This window comes from Paenibacillus sp. EKM206P (assembly GCF_011066155.1).
Classification (GTDB): Bacteria; Bacillota; Bacilli; order Paenibacillales; family Paenibacillaceae; genus Paenibacillus; species Paenibacillus polymyxa_D.
In genome coordinates this window covers 1-20004 of sequence record NZ_JAAMNQ010000025.1, presented here as the reverse complement: position 1 = coordinate 20004, position 20004 = coordinate 1, and the positions used below count along the sequence as shown (strand labels likewise).

Here is a 20004-nt window from a genome sequence, read left to right as displayed (position 1 = left end):
TAGGCTCCGCCCGCTTTGAGAATCGCCAGAATGCCGACGACCATATCGAGCGAGCGTTCGGCCAGAATCGCTACCAGTTGGTCCGCTTCTACTCCCGTCTCCCGCAGCTTCCGCGCAAGGCGGTTGGATCGCTCGTTCAGCTCGCGGTAAGCCAGCTGTCGCTCGTTCATGACGGCGGCCACGTTGTCCGGGTAAAGCTCCGCCTGTTCTTCGAACAATTGAACGAGCGTCTTCTCGCGCGGAAATTCCGTGGTGGTGTCGTTAAAACGTCCGAGAAGGTCGGCCTTTTCCGCCTCCGTCACAAGTTCCAGCTCGCCCACTGTAATTTCCGGGTTATCCGTCACCTGCTCCAGCAGATGGACGAGATGCCCCTTGAGCCGCTCGATGCTGTCTTTATCGAACACTTCGGCGTTAAAGTCGAACCGAATTTCGATTTCGACTCCCGGCACCACGGTCACGTTGAAGTTATAGTTCGTCTGCTCCTCCATCTGAACGTCAGCGATCGTCAGGTCGCCGTGCTGCTGGTCGCCCGCCTGCTCCATCTGCTCGTCCACCGGATAGTTCTCGAAAGCGATGATATGGTTGATCAGGTTCTGCTTTTGCACACTGCGGGCTTGAATTTCATACAACGGATAGTAATCATAACGCCCGGACTCCAGCGCCCACTCTTGGAGCTTCGCCATCAGGTCGGCGAACACGGTGTCCGCTTCGCTCGTGACGCGGACCGGCACCGTATTGATGAACAGCCCGATCATGGACTCGATACCCGGGATTTCCGCCGGTCTTCCGGCCACGACGCTGCCGAATACGGCATCGTTTGTTCCGTTATATTTTTGCAGCATAACGCCCCAAGCGGCTTGCAGCAGCGTATTGACCGTAACCAGGCGCTGTTTCGCCACCCGGTCCATCCGCTTGCTCAAGTCCTTGCCCAGCTCGGCGGTGACGTGATCAGCCGTAAATCTGCCGTTCGGCGCCGGTTCCTTTTGTCCCGGGAGTACGGTTTGCCCTTCATAACCTGCCAGGAATGCCGTCCAATAGCCGGATGCCGCCTGATCGTCCTGTTTCTCCAACCATTCGATGTAAGCGCCATAATCCGATCCCTTATCTCCCGCTGGCTGCTTGCCGGATGCCAAGGCCGAGTACGTCTCAAACAGCTCCTGCGTCAGCTGCGGCAGGCACCAGCCGTCCATCAAAATATGCTGGAAACTCCACAGCACATGATAGCTTTGCTCTTCGGTGCGCAGGATCGTAACCCGAACGAGCGCGTCATGTTCCAGGTCGAAGCCGCGAAGCTTGTCATCCTCGGCTTTTTTATCCAAGTACGCTTGTTTCTCGTCCGCCTGTAAATGAAGCAGCTCTTCATATTCAAAGCCGACCGGCTTGTCGCGGTATATGATTTGCAGCGGCTCGCCCGCCGGTCCTTGCACAAAATTCGCCCGCAGCACCAAATGACGTTTCGCAAGTTCCGTCCAGCTCCTCTCGAAAAGCTGGACGTCGAGTACTCCCCTCATCGTAAATCGCGTCTGCTCGAAGTAAGCGGCCGTTTGCCGGTCAAGCGCGCTGTGGAACCACATGCCCTTCTGCATCGGCGTAAGCGAGTAAATATTTTCGATTTCCCCGAGATGGCCCGAGCGCTGGGCGATTTGCTCTAGTTCGGCGATGGTCAAGCCTTTAAATTGCACGTCGCTAGGCGTCAATTCGGTATTTTCTTTGCCTGCGCAGTGGATAATGAGCTCTCGTAGACTTTGCTCAAGCCGCTGAGCGAAGGCTTCCATCGTTACCTTGTGATACTGCTTCCGGCTGTAGCTAAGATCAAGCGATAAAGCGCCGTCCAGCACCATGCCGTTGATATCCAGCACAAAGCTGCGGGCCTGCCGGTCGCTGGCCGGGCTGCCGCTGGAATAAGAAGATATACCGATCTCGTCCTGGTTGACATCATCGTCGAATTGGCCGAGGTAATTAAAATTAATTTCCGGCTCTGCGCCCCAAACAAAGCCATCCTCCGATTTGGAGAGATAGCGGCATATGCCGTACCCAAGCCCTTTGTTCGGAATGCGGCGCAAACTTTCCTTGACCTGTTTAATCTGATAGGCCAAATCCCGGTCGGTTACCGGCTCCAGGACGACCGGAAACTTGGTCGTAAACCATCCGACTGTGCGCGTGATGTCGATATCCGTTCCGATCGATTCGCGTCCGTGTCCTTCGAGATTGATCCGCACCCGTTCGTGTCCCGTCCACTTGCGAACGGCTATGCCGAGCGCCGTTACCAAAATATCGTTCATTTCGGTGTTGTAGGCCCGGTGAACCCGCTTCAGCAGCAGCTCCGTTTCTTCGGGAGTCAAACGGACGAACAGCGATTCGCTGTCCTGCTGCGTCGTAACGTCCGCCTCCAGATCCTTCGGCACGGCCGGAACCGCAATTTGTTCCACGGCCTGCCAATAGGCCCGTTCCTTCGCCATCTCCGGGCTTTGCGCGTAAGCAGCCAGCTGCTCGGACCAAGTGCGGTACGCATCCGTTTTCGCCGGGAAACGAATTTCCTCGCTTTTGCCGGCCTGCTCGTAACCCAGAGCGAAATCCTCCATCAAGATGCGCCAAGACACGCCGTCCACCACGGCATGATGAACCGCGAGCAGCAAATGATCGTCGTCCGCGCACCGGAACAGTCCCGCCTTCACGAGGGGCCCGTTCTCCAGATCGATGCCCGCTTGAATGTCCGTTGCCTTCGCTTCCACAGCCTGCGCGGTATTCTCCGCATCCTTGAAGTCGAACACGTCCAGCGTGAACAGCCCGCCTTCCTGAATCGCGCGGGTCCGCGCGCTAAACCCTTGTTCCGTCTTGCGGAACACCATCCGCAAGGCGTCATGATGCTCGGCCAGCTTTTGCAGCACCTGACGCACCGTCTCTTCGTCGAAGCGTTCCTTCCGGTACAGCATCACCGACTGGTTGAAATGATGCGGGTCCGCAAAGGGGCTCTCGAAAAACCAATGCTGAATCGGCGTCAGCGCCATTTCACCCGTTATTTCGCCTTGATCGATGGTACGTCCGATCGGTTTCACATGCAGGCTGAGCTGTGAGATAGTCGGATATTTGAACAAATCCCGGATTTCCAGCTTGTACCCGGCTTGATGAAGCCGCGAAGATACTTGAATGGACTTGATCGAGTCTCCGCCCAGCTCGAAGAAATGATCCGTTACCCCAACGCGATCGGCGTTCAATACCGCCTGCCACACATCGGCAAGCGTCCGCTCCGCTTCATTGCGGGGAGCTACGTACGCGCCGCCGGTCAGTGCGTTTCCTTCCGGGGCGGGCAAAGCCTTGCGGTCGATTTTGTCGTTCGGCGTGAGCGGCATCCGCGGAAGCTGAACAAAATGCGCCGGAATCATGTAATTCGGCAATTTTTGCGCCAGCTCGCTTCTCAGCTCGCCGAGCGTAAGCGGGCGGCCCGCGACCAGGTAAGCGCACAGTTCTTGCCCGCTTTTGCCTTCCCGTGCGATTACGATCGTCTCCTGCACGGAGTCGATCTTCAGAAGCTGCTCTTCAATCTCGCCGATCTCGATCCGGAATCCACGGATTTTCACCTGATGGTCAATCCGGCCCAAGTACTCAATATTTCCGTCCGGCAGCCAGCGGGCCAAGTCGCCCGTCCGGTACAGTCTCTCTCCGGGCTCAAACGGGTGTTCGATGAATTTCTCCGCCGTCAGATCCGGCCGGTTCCAATATCCCCGGGCGAGGCCGACGCCCGCGATGCATAATTCTCCCTCCACTCCGATAGGCGCTAGCTGATTCTGTGCGCCCAGTATATACAAGCGATGGTTCCAGATCGGACGTCCGATCGGTATCGCTCTGCGTTCGGTGTCATACGTAGACGCCGCCCACACGGATGTGGCGATCGAGGCTTCCGTCGGACCGTACGCGTTATAGTACTGTACCTTGTCTTTCCACTGCTGCACGAATTCTGCTGAAACGGCGGAGCCCGCCGTGATGAGCCTGCTCAGACTCGGCAGGCGGTCTGAATTCAAATAAGCCGCATAAGTTGGCGGCAAAGTGGCGATCGTAATTGCATGCTCGTTCATGAAACGTTCGAACAGCTGATCATCCAAAACCGTCTCGGTTGACGGTATATATAAGGTCGCCCCGAAATACAGGGCGTTGAACATCTCCCAGCACGACGCATCGAACGATAGGCTGGCGAATTGCAGCACTCGATCCTGTTCGGTCGTGTGAAGCGTATGGGCAAACGTCAGTTTCAAGCTGACCAGCCCGCGATGCTCCAGCATGACCCCTTTGGGTTTGCCCGTCGTACCTGATGTATAGATGACATAAGCCAGATCGTTCGGACCGCTGGCCGGCTCCAGGTTCGAGCCATCGTCGCTGTAGGCCTGCTCGTCATCCAGCGCCACCACGGTCCCTTCGAACGGCACCTGCAGCAGCAGCTCCCTTTGAGTCAGCAGCAACTGCGCGTTCGAGTTCTCCAGAATGTAGCGGATGCGTTCTTCCGGGTATTCCGGGTCGATCGGCACGTAGGCACCGCCAGCTTTCAGAACCGCCAGAATGCCAACGACCGTCTCCAGCGATCTCCTGGCCATCAAGCCTACCAGCTGATTGGGCAGCACCCCGACCGATCGCAGCGTCCGCGCCAGCCGGTTCGCCCGTTCATTCAGCTCCGCGTACGAAAGCCGCCGCCCCTCAAAGACAACCGCCGTCGCTTCGGGCACCCGCTTCGCCTGCTCCTCCACGAGCTGATGAATCGTCCGATCACGGGGATAGTCCTTCTCGGTATCGTTAAAGCTTTGCAGCAATTGAAATTTCTCGTCCTCCGACAGCATGTCCGCCCGCACGATGTCCAGCTCCAACTCGTGAAGCCCCACGGCCAGCAGGCGATTCAGATGGCCGACGACCCGAGTCATGAACTCGGAGTCATATAAGTGCTCGTTATATGACAGCGCTAGCTGTATCGTCCCGCCGGTTAAGCTGAATTCAAAGGAACAATCCGTGACCACGTTTTGCCCGATTTCGTCCAGATGCAGCTCCTTAAGAGATACTAGCGTATGGATGACGGGTATCCCGTCTGCATATTGCAGGTCCAGCTTCTCCGCCATTTTCAAGAACGGAATATGTTGGTGCTGAATCGCTTCCGGCAAGGAAGTCCTCAGCTCGCTCAGAAGCGTTTTAAAAGTCGCACCCACCGAAAGCGAGTTTTTCAAAATGACCGTATGATTAACGGATCGGCGCGTCTCCGTCGGTTTCCGTACAACCGGCATGCCGACCAGAATGTCAGAAGCGCCTGTATATTTATGCAAGAGCGACTGAACACCGGCGAGCAAAATCATAAAAGTGGCCAGCGGAGCGCCCTTGCTCATTTGAAGGACGCGCTGCGCCACTTCCTCCGAAAGCGAACCGCCGACGGTTGTCATAATGGGCGCCAGGGAGCTTGAAGCTTTGCTGTAAGGCAGACGCGTCAAGGTATAATCGTCGCTACCGAATTTTTCGTTCCAAAACAACGTTTCTTTTTCAAAAGCCATCTGGATCGTTCCCCTTTCTTCATCGGCAAAAGCAATCCGGCGGAGCATATGCCGCAGCAACGCTCCAGCCTCGCTCCCCGCCTTTTCAAACATGTGACAACAATGTCAATGGCTCTCGCCAAGTCACCGCTTCGCTTGCCCGGTTGATCGCATGCGGCAATCCTCTGCCTAGCAGCTGTCCCGCTCGGCTCCCATACGTGAAAGACAACAAAGAGCATCGTTCTATGCAAGAGATGCGGCTGCTTTCGGCTCCTCTGCTTCAATATGCTTGCTGCGGACGAGCCGCCCGAAGACGGGCTTTGGTTTAACATTGGGTTCGGAATTGGATTTGGGGGTGGACAAGGGATGTTCCTCCCATCGATGTAAGACTTGCTGTAGGGTTCCGGCCGGCCAGCACAAAGTCGGCCGTACCTCCGGATTCGGCACCGGAGCTGCCTTTGTCGAAGCTTATGTTTAAGGATATTGATACACTCTATGTACAATTTGTGTATTCCCCCGCCTGGTGTGGATAAGTAAAGATCCGGCTGCGGGGTAGTGAGCCTTTCCTGGCGATTAGATGTGACGATGGTGCTGCATGAGGCTCAAAGAATGCTCCGTATGGCATGAACGGGACAGCCCTTGGATTGGCGGTGAATTCCAGCTTTTCAAAAATGCTCACGCGCTTCATCTTCCATCGGAATTGGGATAAGGTTGGCTTCATCCTTTCTGGACCTTCTGACGTCATGAAGCAACATATTCTCGACTGTCATTTTCCACAATTGTCGGTCTCCGCATGCCAGCTTGCTGGGTTGCCAGTGGACTGGTCTCTCGCGGCACAGCTTGGACAGGTATAAAAACCATCCAATTCTATTTTCTATCATAATTGGAAGGTTGACCTAGGTAGAATTATATCAAAATTTCCAATAATGTATAGTAAAACTTTAGTTAAATTGGGTCTTCCCAACATAAAGTGTTAATATTTTGCCTAAAAAGAGCGAATGGAGAAGAAACACTGGGAATGGCTTGCCATCAATCGGGGAATTCGACGCGTGTCGACACTGAGGCGGGGTGCCGGCCAATTTGGGAGATCTTCCCTGTATACATTCTCTGCTGGTGCTCCGAATCCTTGCGCTTGCGTCTATTTTCTAAAATAATCATGGATTGTAGAGTAGGCTGTATTAGATGAGTCATATCCAGTACCCACTTGGTAAACCAAATAATTCATCTTGTTCTCTTGTAACTTTCGCAAATGGTTTTTCACTTTGTTGAATAGCATAATAGAGATTATCTTCGAGACTATTTATATGGTGATTTGACAACTTATCGTTGTTTTTAGCATTATGAAGCCATTCGACATTCCTGAATAAATTGTAGTTTATCTGCCTTTCCGTAATAAGTGCCCACTCTATCTTTTGGTCTTTAAAGAACTCTTTTTCAATCTGTAATTTCTCTACAACTCGTTTTGTCAACTTGTTAAAAGGTTTGATAGAATGTGCAATAAATTTTATACTTTTTTCTTGTTTTACTGTAAGTAACATATCTGTAGTCATAATGATGGGAAGCTTATTCTTGGGGTCAGTTGGATGTTTAACTTTTATGCAATATAGAGGGTTTTATCTAGGGGTAATAAAGGAAATTGTTCGCGAATATCAATCACTTGCTCTGACCACTTCCATTTGGCAATGATGTGCCAATTCAAAGTGTTCAGACAGATAATGGTGAAGTCGACCACTTTTCCAACCAAGAATTCGAGTAACTATCCCTATTGAAGGTACATCATGTACCGTCAACCAAGGTTTATATTCCGAAAAGTGGCCTTGACCTCTTCCTTCTTTGATTTTCCGTTGAATAGATGCTATAGAGTTACTTGATCGAATTTTGCTCATTATTCACCTTCTTTTTAGAACTACTAAATCAGAGTAAAGTTCAGTTATCTTTTTCTACTCCTAAGATATATTTTAGTTTTACTTCAAAATACAAATGTAGAATATAACAACTCACAGCTTTATACAATAGCAAAGTAATATTTTTTAGCTATATTTTACTTCGTAGCCTATTCATAGGCTACTCGTAGGGTACAGTAGGGTATGAATAAGCTATAATATGGGCTATAAGTAAGTATAATTAGTAAGCAGATGGGTCGGGTAAAAGCTATTTGATTTTCTCAATAGAGATGAATTCATGAATACTTTGGAACAGCGATGTAAAAATTTGAGACTACTCCATGAATGGATACAAAAGGAAATTTCTAATAAAATCGGGGTAACTAAACAGGTTGTTTCTAATTGGGAGCGAAACGTAGCACGGCCTAAAATTAATCATTTAATATCTTTAGCAAAGGTTTTTGACGTTACAACTGATTATTTACTTTGTATTGCTAATCGAATGACGTTCCCTACTGTGTGGGCTCAATTGATACAGGTGTATCTCCAAAGATTAACCATTCTATATGGGAATTGAAGCTTTCCTTAATTGCTATAATTAAATCAAGAGAGGGTCTATATTTATCTTGCTCCAGCTCACTCAACGTTCCTTGAGAAATTCCAATTATATTTGCAAACTTTATTTGATTTAAGTTGTTGTTTTTCTAATAGTTCGAATTCGTTGGCCTATTGTAGACATAATTGCCCTCCTAAGCTAAAAAGATCCCGATATATCATCGGGATCTTTCTTGATGTTTGTAAAATGACTAGTTCCAGACTTTTTTTACTGGTTCCACAGTTTTTTTATTGGTTCCATACATCTTTTACTGGTTCCACACTCTTTTATCACCAGACAATTAATTTAGAATTTTACTAAAGCTTATTCTACGGTAACGCTTTTCGCCAGGTTACGTGGTTTATCAACATCATGACCCAGCGCAAGAGAAGCGTAGTAAGCCAACAGTTGGAGAGATACAACCGAAATTGCAGCAGACAGAATTGGAAGTGTTTTCGGAATGGCAAATACCTGATCCACGGACTTCAACAACTCAACTGCGTGCTCTTCGTACGTAATCGCAAGAACATCTGCACCACGAGCCTTGACTTCCTTAATGTTGCTCACGGTTTTCTCCAACACGGATTCCTGTGTTACCAAAGCGATAACTGGAATTCCCTCTTCGATCAATGCCAGTGTACCATGCTTCAGCTCACCAGCAGCATATGCCTCGGAATGAATGTAGGAGATTTCCTTGAGCTTCAGGGAGCCTTCCTGTACTACAGCATAGTCCTGACCGCGACCAATAAAGAACAGGTGCTTGTGGCTTGCAATTTGCTCAGCATAGGATTTGATCGCATCTGCTTTACCCAGCATCTCTTCCACTTGCTCTGGCAGAGATTCCATAGCAGCCAGCACATGGGCTACTTGCTCATCTGTTTGTGTGCCACGCACTTGAGCGAGATACAAACCAAACAGATAGAACGCAATCAACTGCGAAGAATAGGCTTTAGTGGAGGCTACGGCAATTTCCGGTCCTGCCAGTGTAACCAACACATCATCTGCATCACGAGCGATGGAGCTACCGACTACGTTTGTAATCGCCAGTACATGAGCGCCGTTTGCTTGTGCTTCACGCAGTGCTGCCAACGTGTCAGCAGTTTCACCGGATTGGCTCACCACGATCACCAATGTCTCAGGCGTTACGATTGGTGAACGATAACGGTATTCGGAAGCCACATCATTTTCTACCGGTATACGAGCCAGACTTTCAATAACGGTACGACCAATCAAACCAGCATTGTAAGCTGTACCACACGCAACAATTTGAATGTTGCGGATATTTTTAATTTGTTCTTCTGTCAGCTTCAGCTCAGGAAGAACAACTTTTTTAGTATCTTTATCGATACGGCCCAACATTGTGTCACGATAAGCCTTAGGCTGCTCGTGAATTTCTTTCAGCATGAAATGCTCATAGCCGCCTTTTTCCGCTGTTACAGCATCCCATTCGACATGAATCATTTCCCGAGAAATAAATTGGCCTTCGATTGTCATTAATTCGACAGCATCACTGGTCAAAACAGCCATTTCGCCATCGTTCAAAATAAATACATTGCGTGTATATTTCAGAATAGCCGGAATGTCGGAACCGATAAAGTTCTCGCCTTCTCCCACACCAATAACCAGCGGGCTAGCTTGACGAACAGCAACCAGCTTATTAGGCTCATGCTCTGTCAGCACACCCAGTGCAAAAGCACCGCGCATAAAGGTAATTGCTTTTTGTACTGCTTTAACGATATCCCCTTTATATTCACGCGCAACCAGATGGGAAATAACTTCGGTGTCCGTTTCGGAAATAAAGGTATGACCTTCGCTGATCAGCTGCTCCTTCAGCTCCAGATAGTTCTCAATAATTCCGTTGTGAACTACAGAGAACTTTTGGCTCTCATCCAAATGTGGATGGGAGTTTTCATCAGAAGGCTTACCGTGCGTTGCCCAACGTGTATGTCCGATGCCTGCATGGCCTACCAACGGCGTACCATCCAGTTTAGCTTCCAGATTCGCCAGACGACCTTTAGCCTTGGCTACTTGCAATCCTGAATCAGTAAACACGGCAATACCCGCAGAGTCATAACCGCGATACTCCAGCTTCTTCAATCCGTCAATCAATACCTCTTGCGTATTCTGATTACCAATATATCCTACAATGCCACACATATTCGTTATCCTCCCGATCATCATTTCACAAGACGACTCATCACAGGACTAACGTGTGCGGTAGATTGTGGAATAAAGTTCATTCATCTATGAAGTTGTCAATGATAACTATAGAATTTACAGGCATCTCTTCACGAATGTAACGAAATTCCCAAACCGCGCACGCCAATGATGATGGCCGCACATTCATGAAATGAATCTTATAATTTAGGTTATAAAATAATAAAGGCATCTACCGGTGCGTTGTGTAAACAGTTGCCTGTTCATTTTCCGCTGCCGGTTTACGGCTTGATGCTTCACCGGAAGGTCCCCGCCGAATGTTTCGAACACCTTCACCTCGTCAGCTTGTTTTGTCGTGAACCGATCTGCAAGCAACTTTATTTCAACTGAATCCGTTGCTTCTCCACCAAGTTCCCCCGCACAAAATCAAGCTCTGGCGCTTGTATTACGTTACCTTACAACCCTCGCTTTCTCTATCTGAGTCACAGCATCCCTATATTATATTCAGCTAAGTATCATTTGGCAATGACACTTTATTCATAATTACACCATGAAGGCAATAAATCGTTAGTAAATAACCGCAAACGCCGTTGCCTGCTTCTTTTTCACAGGCAACCGACGTTTACAAAATTTTAAACTAATTCTTTCTTCACGACATCTACGATCTGACCGACAAATTGCTCCAGCTCATCTTTATCCGGGCCTTCGGCCATCACACGAATGAGCGATTCTGTGCCTGAAGCACGAACCAGTACACGCCCATTATCGCCCAATTGTTGTTCCACCTGCTCAATTGCTTCTGCAATAGCAGGATTCCCCTCGTAATTGCGTTTGTCCTGCACACGCACATTTACGAGCACTTGCGGATACTGTTTCATGAGCGACTTTAGCTCACTCATTTTCTTGCCGGAAGCTTTCAAGGTATCTACCAGTTGAATCCCAGTCAGCATGCCATCGCCTGTCGTATTGTGATCCAGAAAAATAACATGACCAGACTGCTCACCGCCTAGGTTAAATCCACCCCGACGCATTTCTTCCATCACATAACGGTCCCCGACCGCAGTTTTTGCAGTCTTGAGTGCCAGCTTTTCAGTAGCTTTATAAAAACCGATATTACTCATCACTGTCGATACAATAGTACTGTCCTTGAGTTTTCCAGCGCGGTTCATTGCATCTCCGCAAATGCAGAGAATATAGTCGCCGTCTACCTCTTCCCCGTTCTCATCAATTGCGATCAGACGGTCGGCATCGCCGTCAAAGGCCAGACCAATATCCGCTTTCAAGCGACGCACTTCCTCTTTCAGCTTTTCAGGATGAGTCGAGCCGCAATGATCATTGATGTTCAAACCGTTCGGCTCGGCACCGATAGTGTGTACCTCAGCTCCCAGTTCTGCAAAAAGCTTCGGCGCCAGCTCATAAGCTGCTCCGTTTGCACAATCCAGTACAATTTTTAACCCTTCAAAAGAATGGCTAATTGTTGTTTTCAAGAACTCCAGATAATCGTAACGAGAATGCTCGTCTACAACAACCGTTCCCAATCCGCCGCCAATCGGACGAGGCAGTTGGTCTTCTTTTGCATCCATGAGCTCTTCAATTTTCAATTCCGTTTCGTCTGTCAATTTAAAACCGTCACCGCCAAAAAACTTAATGCCGTTGTCTTCAACTGGATTGTGTGATGCTGAGATCATTACACCAGCGTCAGCTTTCAATTGACGTGTGAGATATGCCACCCCAGGTGTCGAAACAATACCTAGACGAACCACATTAGCCCCAATGGACAGCAAACCAGCTACAAGAGCCGATTCCAGCATCAGTCCGGATATCCGTGTATCCATACCAATAACAACTGTCGGTTTCTCTACATTACCTGCTAAAACATATCCGCCGCAGCGGCCAATGCTATATGCCAGTTCGGCTGTAAGTTCCTGATTAGCAACGCCTCGTACACCATCTGTACCAAAATATTTCCCCATGTAAAATGACTCCCTTTTTTTGTCTAATAAATCTTGATTATTTACTACAGATAAAGCATGTTATGGCTGACTGTTCTCCGAGGTTCCATTCGCAGTAGAATCTGCGCCGTTATGAGGATTTGTTTTATCCTCCGCAGCTGCGTTGTCCCCGGTCTTAGCGTCAGAGTTTCCACTTTGATTGCCTTGCCCCTCCTGTGGCCTCTCCTGCCCCTTTTCGCCACTACCAGAGGGGTTTGATTCATTCTCACTATTCGGATTCGTTACAGCAGGCGTAGAAGGGCTCTCAATGTTGATCGTTGCCTTTAGTTGGCCTGCATTTCCGGCTTGCGTAATATATTTAGGCAAGCCTACTTTCAGAGTTACCTCGTGTTGACCAGCCGCGAGGCCACTTACATCTGCCACCAAACTAATATCATCATTGGTTAAATTGTTTACCAGATCCTGCGGGCCCTTCACAGTAACATCCATCGTCTTGCCTGCGGGCGCTGTAACAGTCGCAGTCGCTCCATCTCCTGCACCTTGTAAAACGATTGGGATGCCTGACAGCGTCCGTTCCGTATCTGTGACTTCATTGGAAGGAACAACAGTCACCTGAATTTGTATGGACCCTGGCTCGATTTTATCAGAACCTGAGGGGGCTGCCAAATTAGCTTGAACTGTACGAGTCCCCGCTTCCGTAAATTGGCTTAAATCCAATGTAGCCGTGACGTAAGAGCTAAGGCTGCTCAATACATCCTGCGATGCATATACCGCCGCTTCCTTCACGTTTGCATTCACTTTAGAAAGCACCAGTCCGTCTGGCAACTCTCCGGAATAGACAATCTTAACAGGCACAGACTTCGCCTGCTGAGTTACCGGAATTTCAACGGACACAGTAGACGGCTCAATGACCGCTCCCGTAAGTTCCTGTCCCTTTTTATTATAAGCCTTCAGTTTTACACGCTTCTGTTCAAACTTTTCTGAGATGCCATCCGTATTAACAGCCCCCAGAACGGCAGTGACGGTACTCAACTGGCTTTTGGGCAAGGTGACCTTTACGGTCTGAGGAGCAATCACAGGCTTACCAAGCTGCAGTCCCGCATCTGGGTTTCCTTTAGGAACTATAGATACATTAAATGATTTCGTTTGTTTTTCCTCAATCGTCACTGTAACACGGTTAGGAGTCATAGATACCAACTCCACTCCATCCGGCAAGTCCGGTTCGAGTGACAATGTTTTAGTACCTGCTCCTAAGCCGTTTAAGTTTAGCTTTGCTTGATAATTATCCGCAAAAAAGGAAGTCAACACAGAACGCTGTCCTCTGACCTCCATCTTAACATGGTCAGTATCCATGGTTGACAATACATATTTTGAATCATCCAGACCACTGGCCTGAATGGCTACATTATCAATCACTTTATTATTATAAGAAACGGTCAGCGTAGATGAAGGTGTACCTGTATCTAGATGGACCATTCCCCACAGCAGGATAGCAACCGCAAGCGCCAATATCTTGGAAATCGTATTATTGTTAATCCATTTGTCCATCATGAATTTCCACGGCCTCCCCTCCGATTCCAGAATGAGCCGCGTTTTTCCTTCAAAGACGGTGTTGGCCGCAACTCCTCATACAGCTTGGAGATTAGGGATTCTTCCTTAATGTCGCGCACGACCTGTCCATTAATGGCCAAAGAAATTTGTCCTGTTTCCTCCGATACCACGACAGTTACGGCATCCGTTACCTCACTCACCCCAATCGCAGCCCGGTGACGGGTTCCCAGCTCTTTGCTAATGAACGGATTTTCCGATAATGGCAAATAACAGGCCGCAGAAGCAATCTGTTTATTTTGAATAATCACCGCACCATCATGCAGAGGTGTATTAGGAATGAAGATGTTAATTAGCAGTTCAGAACTGACTACAGCCTGTGTCTTGATACCAGACTCCGTATATTCGTTTAGCCCGGTCTCGCGCTCAAATACGACCAAAGCTCCTATTTTCCTACGTGATAAATAATTCAGCGCCTTAATCATTTCTCCGATTAACTTGTTAATCTCTTCATCATCCGCAGACGAACGCCCAAATAATTTGCCACGCCCCAATTGCTCCAGTGCACGACGCAACTCAGGCTGAAAAATAATAAAGATAGCCACCACACCAAAGGTGAACATCTGATTCATCAACCACTTGAGCGTATACAAATCAAACCAGGTGCTAACCGCCCAAATGACAACCAGAAACAGAATCCCTTTCAACAATTGAACTGCACGCGTTCCGCGAACAAGTAAAATAAGCTGATACATAATATAGGTTACGATCAAAATGTCGATAATATCTTTAATGGACTCTTTCCAAGTCAGGTCCGCAAAATAATCCAACATGCGCATGCCCCCGCAATTTTCTGTAGTGAGTGGGTGTAATATGTACACAGTGTGCTCTCTCTATCTAGGTTATAACGATCAGGCTCACGTTGCAAGCTGTGTGACAAAAGAACCGCCAAAATCAGTAAAATACAGTACAATTCGCCAGCTTCATATACAAAAAAACGCCTTTTCCAGCGGAAAGAGGCGCTCGATATCGTCCTTGCCATTTCAAGCTTCTTTTATGGAGAAGAAGGTCCCCCGAATAAATCAGTAACCTTGTACCAAATCCAATCCAAGGTTTGATCAATACTTTTAACCTGTCCTGCAATATGGGCGGTGGACGCTTGATAATAAGAACCATCAATTACAGTGACATTTCCTTCCACTTCACCGTATACACGGGCTTCACCATTTTGCACTGTTAAATCTCCGGCAATGGATTTCCCCTCAGGCACAATCACAGTATCGCCCTGAATAACAACTTGATCCAGATGACTTCCTTTGACTACCAATTGATGGTCCGTGCCAGAAAAGCTGGCCATGCTTGAGCATATAACAATAAGGAAGAAGGCGGCGGCTGTTACAGCGGGATGCCTTTTCACCCAGGTCAGCATAGGCACCGCAGTCTGTCTTTTATGCGGCGGCAAAGCATTCATAATGCGAAATGTCAGCTCATCCGATACACACGGCACTTGATGATAGCGTGTACCGTAAAGCATCGCATCCGTCCGCTCCAGCTCTTTAAAACGCATGCGGCATTCCGGGCAGTCTAACAAGTGCTGTTCCAACTCATGTTTGTCCTGCTCAGACAGGTCGCCATCTAGATAGTCATGCATAAAAGAGACGGCTTGTTTGCAATCCATATGAGCCAATCCTTTCTAATATTCTTCCGTGTTTCTCAACATAACATGCTCCGGCTTAGAAACTTTGCTCATCTTACATACGTTACAACGAGCATTATGTTTCATAAAAACATCTACGCAGACTCTTTTCCTAGAATCTATGCGCATGATCTATAGCTTGTGCTCCAGTTTTTTGCGCAGAAAATCCCGTCCCCTGTGTACTCTTGTCTTAATAGTGGTGACTGGGAGATTGAGCACATCGCTGATTTCCTGTAAGGAAAGCTCCTGCAAGTACCGTAAAACCATAATCGTTCTGTATTTATCCGGAAGGCTGTCGATGGCGTCATGAATCAAGGCCTGTGTTTCAGACAGAAGCGTGCTCCCCTCAGGGGTAAGCTCTTCACTGGCGAGCATGGCGTACCCATCGACACCTTCCTGATCATTCATTTCAGCATCAAGTGAGTATGTAGGTTTTCTCCTTCGCAGACGATCAATGCACAGATTTGTAGCAATTCGATAAATCCAAGTTGAGAATTTCTGTCCATGATCGTATTTTTCCAAATTACGATACACACGCAAAAAAGTTTCCTGCACCAGATCCTCCGCCTCATGGCGATTACCTAGCATCCGGTAGGAAAGATGAAAAATCCGATCTTTATATAACTCGACTAACTCCGCAAAAGCTCGCTGATCGCCTTTCTGTACCAGCCTTACCAAGCGGCTTTCCATATTATCCACTCTATACTCCCCCAGACTTGCTGATGGGTTACTTATTATATGTTTATGATTATTCATCGTAGTTTAATTTTATCCGGAAATCAACTGTAGTATTGTTAATAACTGCAAGCACGCCTGCCATCAATATACAAACAGCACAATCGGGCACCCCATGAGTACCCGATTGCCTGTATTCGTACAACCGTACTATATCAGCCCGTATTTCTCAAGCCTGCGGCAATTCCGTTAATCGTCAACAATACCTCACGTAGCATCTCCGTATCATCACCGTTCTGATCCCGCAGCTCACGTAGCTCACTTAGCAATTGAACCTGCAAGTAACTTAACGGATCGACATAAGGATTACGCAAGCGGATAGATTCCTGAATAACCGGCACGTCGTCCAAAATCTCGGATTGTCCGGTTATTTTCAAAATCAACTCAGATGTCAGCTTAAACTCCGCTGAAATCTGCCCGAAAATACGCTGCCGGGCCTCTTCATTATCCGACATCCCAGCGTACTCTTCTGCAATCAGTAAATCCGCTTTAGCGATTGCCATTTGCAATGTATCAATAAGTGACCGGAAGAAAGCAGAGTCCCTAAACATCGTTTGCAGCACTTTAAGGTTATCCTCATTGTTTTGATAGAAGCTTTGCAAACCTGTTCCAGCCGCATACCATGCAGGTAACAAGTAACGGCTTTGTGTCCATGCAAAAACCCATGGAATGGCGCGCAAGTCCTCAAAACGTTCGCTGTTCTTACGCTTGGATGGACGAGATCCAATGTTGAGCTCGCCCACCTCAGGCAACGGTGTAGATTCTTTGAAGAAGTTGAAGAAATCTGGATCTCGGAAAATCAAATCCTGATACTTATCCAGTGATACTTGGGAAATGCGGGCGATAATCTCCTCCCAGCTCTCCTCAAACACTTCCTTCTTCCCGGAACGATGATATGCTACAGCCGTAATCAGCGCCGATGTTGCCTGCTCCAAGCTCCGGTACGCGATACCTCTGAGCGAGTATCGGGATGATAGTACTTCACCTTGCTCCGTAATCTTGATTCCGCCTCCAATCGTATGAGGAGGTTGAGCCAAAATACTGCGATTAAGTGGCATTCCTCCACGACCCAGCGCACCTCCACGACCGTGGAAAAACTTCACTTTTACGCCAAACTCATTAACTACTTCCGTAATGCTGTTCATAGCGACCCGAAGTTCCCAGTTCGCTGTAACCACACCGCCATCTTTATTGCTGTCCGAGTATCCCAGCATAATCTCCTGAAGCTGGTCCATCGCAGCCACAGATTGTCGATATACAGGCAAGTTCATCAATCTTCTCATAATATCAGGTGCAGCGTGCAGATCATCTATCGTTTCGAACAAAGGGACAGATTGCAGCGTACAGATAACAGTGCCATCCTTCTCGATGCGGAACAGGCCTACCTCTTTGGATAAGACCATAACCTCCAGTAAGTCACTAGCTCCCTGAGTCATACTGATCAAGTAGCTTGTAATGGACTGCTTGCCGAATTCCTCCTGAGCCAAATAAATCGTACGATATACATCAAGACATTCCTGTGTGCTATCGCTATATTTTAAATAAGGTGAAGTAATCGGACGAGGTTCATTCAGCAGCTTTTCCAGCAGATTAATTTTTTCTTCTTCTGACAGCTTACTGTAATCCGACACAATATTCATTTTAGAAAGAATTTCAGTCATCGCATTTTCATGTTCCTGACTATGCTGACGGACATCCAGCGTAGCTGTATGGAATCCAAACAACTCTACCTGGCGAATCATCTTTTGAATATACGTGTTTGCCACATAATCGGCAAAATGATGACGCAGACTGTGGTCAATAACATTTAGGTCTGCAATGAGCTCTTCCGCAGAATTGTAACGCTCATTGGTACCCTGTTTGCTTTCATCCAGGATGTTGTTCACTTTAGCAATCATATATGCCAGTTTAATGCGGTAAGGCTCTTTTTCGTTATGCCATACTTCCATCTTTTTAAGTGTAATGTGAGTACGGTCTTCTTCAATAGAAGCCAGCAGAGCATCGGAAACTCGCACAATGCTGGTGCTGAAACTCAAGTAACCCATGAGTTCCTTTAACGTGTGCTGATATTCTCTCAAAGCCAACTTGCGCTGCATACGTAACGTTTCCCAAGTCACATGAGATGTCACAGACGGATTGCCGTCCCGGTCTCCACCGATCCAGGAACCAAATCTCAGATAAGTGGGTATGTGCCATTTTTGTTCGGGATAATATTTGTCTAAACATCGTTCCAATTCTTGATATACATCTGGCAGTACATGAAACAAGGTCTCGTGAAAATAATACATTCCATTTCTTACTTCATCTAATACAGTTGGCTTGCGATCACGCAGCTCATCTGTCTGCCACAGCGTAATTACTTCGTTTAGCAGATTCTCCCGTACCTGTTCCCGCTCACGCAAGGTAAGCATCGGATTATCCAGCAGCATGACGTCCTCGGAAATGCGCTTATGGATATCAAGTATTACTCGTCGTGTCGCTTCTGTAGGATGTGCGGTCATGACCAGCTCCAAAGAGAGCTCATTCAGCAAGTTACTAACGTCCTCAGCGGAGAAGCCCCCTTGTTTAAGCTCCTGAACGGAACTTTCAATGGAACCAGGTTGAACATCTTCACCAGCCGAATGCTCATAATCCCGCTTACGACGAATACGATGGTTTTGCTCAGCGATATTCACCAACTGAAAATAAATCGCAAACGCGCGAATAACCTGGTGACGAATATCCGTATCCAGTCCGCTGACCATTTGTTTGAAATTCTCATACAACTCCGGCTGATACCCGGCACGTAACGATTTACTTGTCTCACGTATTTTCTCCACGATATCCAAAAGTTCGTTGCCACCCTGATGAACCAATACCTCACCAAGAATATTCCCTAGAAAACGAACGTCCCGCCGCAGCAGATTGTTGGATTGGTTTTTGTTAGCGGTTAACGTAAGCTCAGTCATGCTTTTCCCCCCATCTGATCTGTTCCACACCATATACAGTTGTAGAAAAGGTACGTATACACACGAAATTTGACACTTTCTTAACATCATACAATAAAACCGCATGAAAAGCTGCAAAATTTACAGTAAAAAATCATCTTTTTGAATTACTTCTTTCGAGAAAATATTGGATTCTTATGAATAAATATGAAATTAATAAATAGAAATTAATGTATACACTAGTGATACGTGAAACATTATGCACAGTCTCTTATAAAGAGTGTGTTTTTAAAGGTACAAATTCATGCAACGTAGTGTGTATATGTTTATTATTTGTTGACAAAGTCAACTCCATTAGCCTTCTATCCACAAAGATATACACAAATTAGCCATTTTCTCAGTGTTTCTAAGGTATTTCCTCATTAACACTCCGATTTTTACCCACATAAATAAAGGGAAATGTGCACAACCCAAGAGCAACTGTTGAGTTATCACCATAAATTCGCACCATAATAGCTATAGGATTCCTATATTTAAAGGATTTGATCACGAAATTAGCCTTACTGCAGGAGAAAGGGGTACGTTAGAGGAGGAAATTCGAGATCTAGGTGTCAAAAGTAACAAGAGCCTATGTACAATATACACAAGTCATCCCCAACTGTGCATGACAGGAGACATATTTGCATTGGCCTATATACATAGAAGTAAATGTAATGTGGACAAAATAAAAAGAAGCCTTTCGGCTTCTAGGTAATCGGTAAGCGGGTGATGGGAATCGAACCCACGCTATCAGCTTGGAAGGCTGAAGTTCTACCATTGAACTACACCCGCAAATTAGTATCGGGATGACACGATTTGAACATGCGACCCCCTGGTCCCAAACCAGGTGCTCTACCAAGCTGAGCTACATCCCGATATTATACTTTTTTAAATATGGCGCGCCCTGAGAGATTCGAACTCCCGGCCTTTTGATTCGTAGTCAAACGCTCTATCCAGCTGAGCTAAGGGCG

General features: G+C 47.4%; 10 protein-coding genes, 2 tRNA genes and 1 pseudogene. 1 reads left to right on the top strand and 12 read right to left on the bottom strand.

Annotated features, from left to right (window positions below):
- Positions 1–5615, bottom strand: a 5615-nt coding sequence (locus G9G53_RS25330) for a non-ribosomal peptide synthetase (RefSeq protein ID WP_165150843.1), incomplete at its 3' end; no start/stop codon positions are given.
- Between the two features lie 1073 nt (positions 5616–6688).
- Complete coding sequence (locus G9G53_RS26645) at positions 6689–7051, bottom strand: TnsA endonuclease N-terminal domain-containing protein (RefSeq protein ID WP_238438049.1); 363 nt, start codon at positions 7049–7051, stop codon at positions 6689–6691.
- Between the two features lie 631 nt (positions 7052–7682).
- Between G9G53_RS26645 and G9G53_RS26970 the strand changes: the two are divergent.
- A pseudogene (locus G9G53_RS26970) lies at positions 7683–7856 on the top strand (helix-turn-helix domain-containing protein); the annotation flags it as partial.
- Between the two features lie 40 nt (positions 7857–7896).
- Here G9G53_RS26970 and G9G53_RS26965 read toward each other — a convergent pair.
- From G9G53_RS26965 to G9G53_RS25270, 10 genes are all read right to left on the bottom strand, one after another.
- Positions 7897–8028 (bottom strand): hypothetical protein, encoded by a 132-nt coding sequence (locus G9G53_RS26965; RefSeq protein WP_176715756.1) that lies wholly within the window; start codon positions 8026–8028, stop codon positions 7897–7899.
- Positions 8029–8303: 275 nt separating this feature from the next.
- Positions 8304–10136: a glutamine--fructose-6-phosphate transaminase (isomerizing) gene (glmS, locus tag G9G53_RS25310; RefSeq protein ID WP_029516807.1), complete on the bottom strand. Its 1833-nt coding sequence runs from the start codon at positions 10134–10136 to the stop codon at positions 8304–8306.
- 632 nt (positions 10137–10768) lie between these two features.
- Positions 10769–12109 (bottom strand): phosphoglucosamine mutase, encoded by a 1341-nt coding sequence (gene glmM / locus G9G53_RS25305; RefSeq protein ID WP_013312125.1) that lies wholly within the window; start codon positions 12107–12109, stop codon positions 10769–10771.
- A 60-nt stretch (positions 12110–12169) separates the two neighbouring features.
- The gene (locus tag G9G53_RS25300) at positions 12170–13639 is read right to left on the bottom strand and encodes a CdaR family protein (RefSeq protein WP_165150841.1); all 1470 of its coding nucleotides are present in this window, start codon (positions 13637–13639) and stop codon (positions 12170–12172) included.
- Positions 13636–14469 carry a diadenylate cyclase CdaA gene (cdaA, locus tag G9G53_RS25295; protein WP_013312127.1) on the bottom strand — a complete coding sequence of 278 codons (834 nt, stop codon included), beginning with the start codon at positions 14467–14469 and terminating at the stop codon, positions 13636–13638. Before cdaA ends, G9G53_RS25300 begins: the two co-directional genes overlap by 4 nt.
- A 221-nt stretch (positions 14470–14690) precedes the next feature.
- Entirely contained in the window at positions 14691–15314 is a 624-nt protein-coding gene (locus tag G9G53_RS25290; protein WP_069011562.1) for an anti-sigma factor, read from the bottom strand.
- Positions 15315–15464: 150 nt separating this feature from the next.
- Positions 15465–16031, bottom strand: coding sequence for an RNA polymerase sigma factor SigW (gene sigW / locus G9G53_RS25285; protein ID WP_016818747.1), 567 nt, complete (start codon positions 16029–16031; stop codon positions 15465–15467).
- A 191-nt stretch (positions 16032–16222) separates the two neighbouring features.
- Positions 16223–19015 (bottom strand): phosphoenolpyruvate carboxylase, encoded by a 2793-nt coding sequence (ppc, locus tag G9G53_RS25280; RefSeq protein WP_029516811.1) that lies wholly within the window; start codon positions 19013–19015, stop codon positions 16223–16225.
- 739 nt (positions 19016–19754) lie between these two features.
- A tRNA-Gly gene (locus G9G53_RS25275) sits at positions 19755–19825 on the bottom strand.
- 9 nt (positions 19826–19834) lie between these two features.
- Positions 19835–19908 (bottom strand) — tRNA-Pro (locus G9G53_RS25270).
- Positions 19909–20004: the final 96 nt, after the last annotated feature.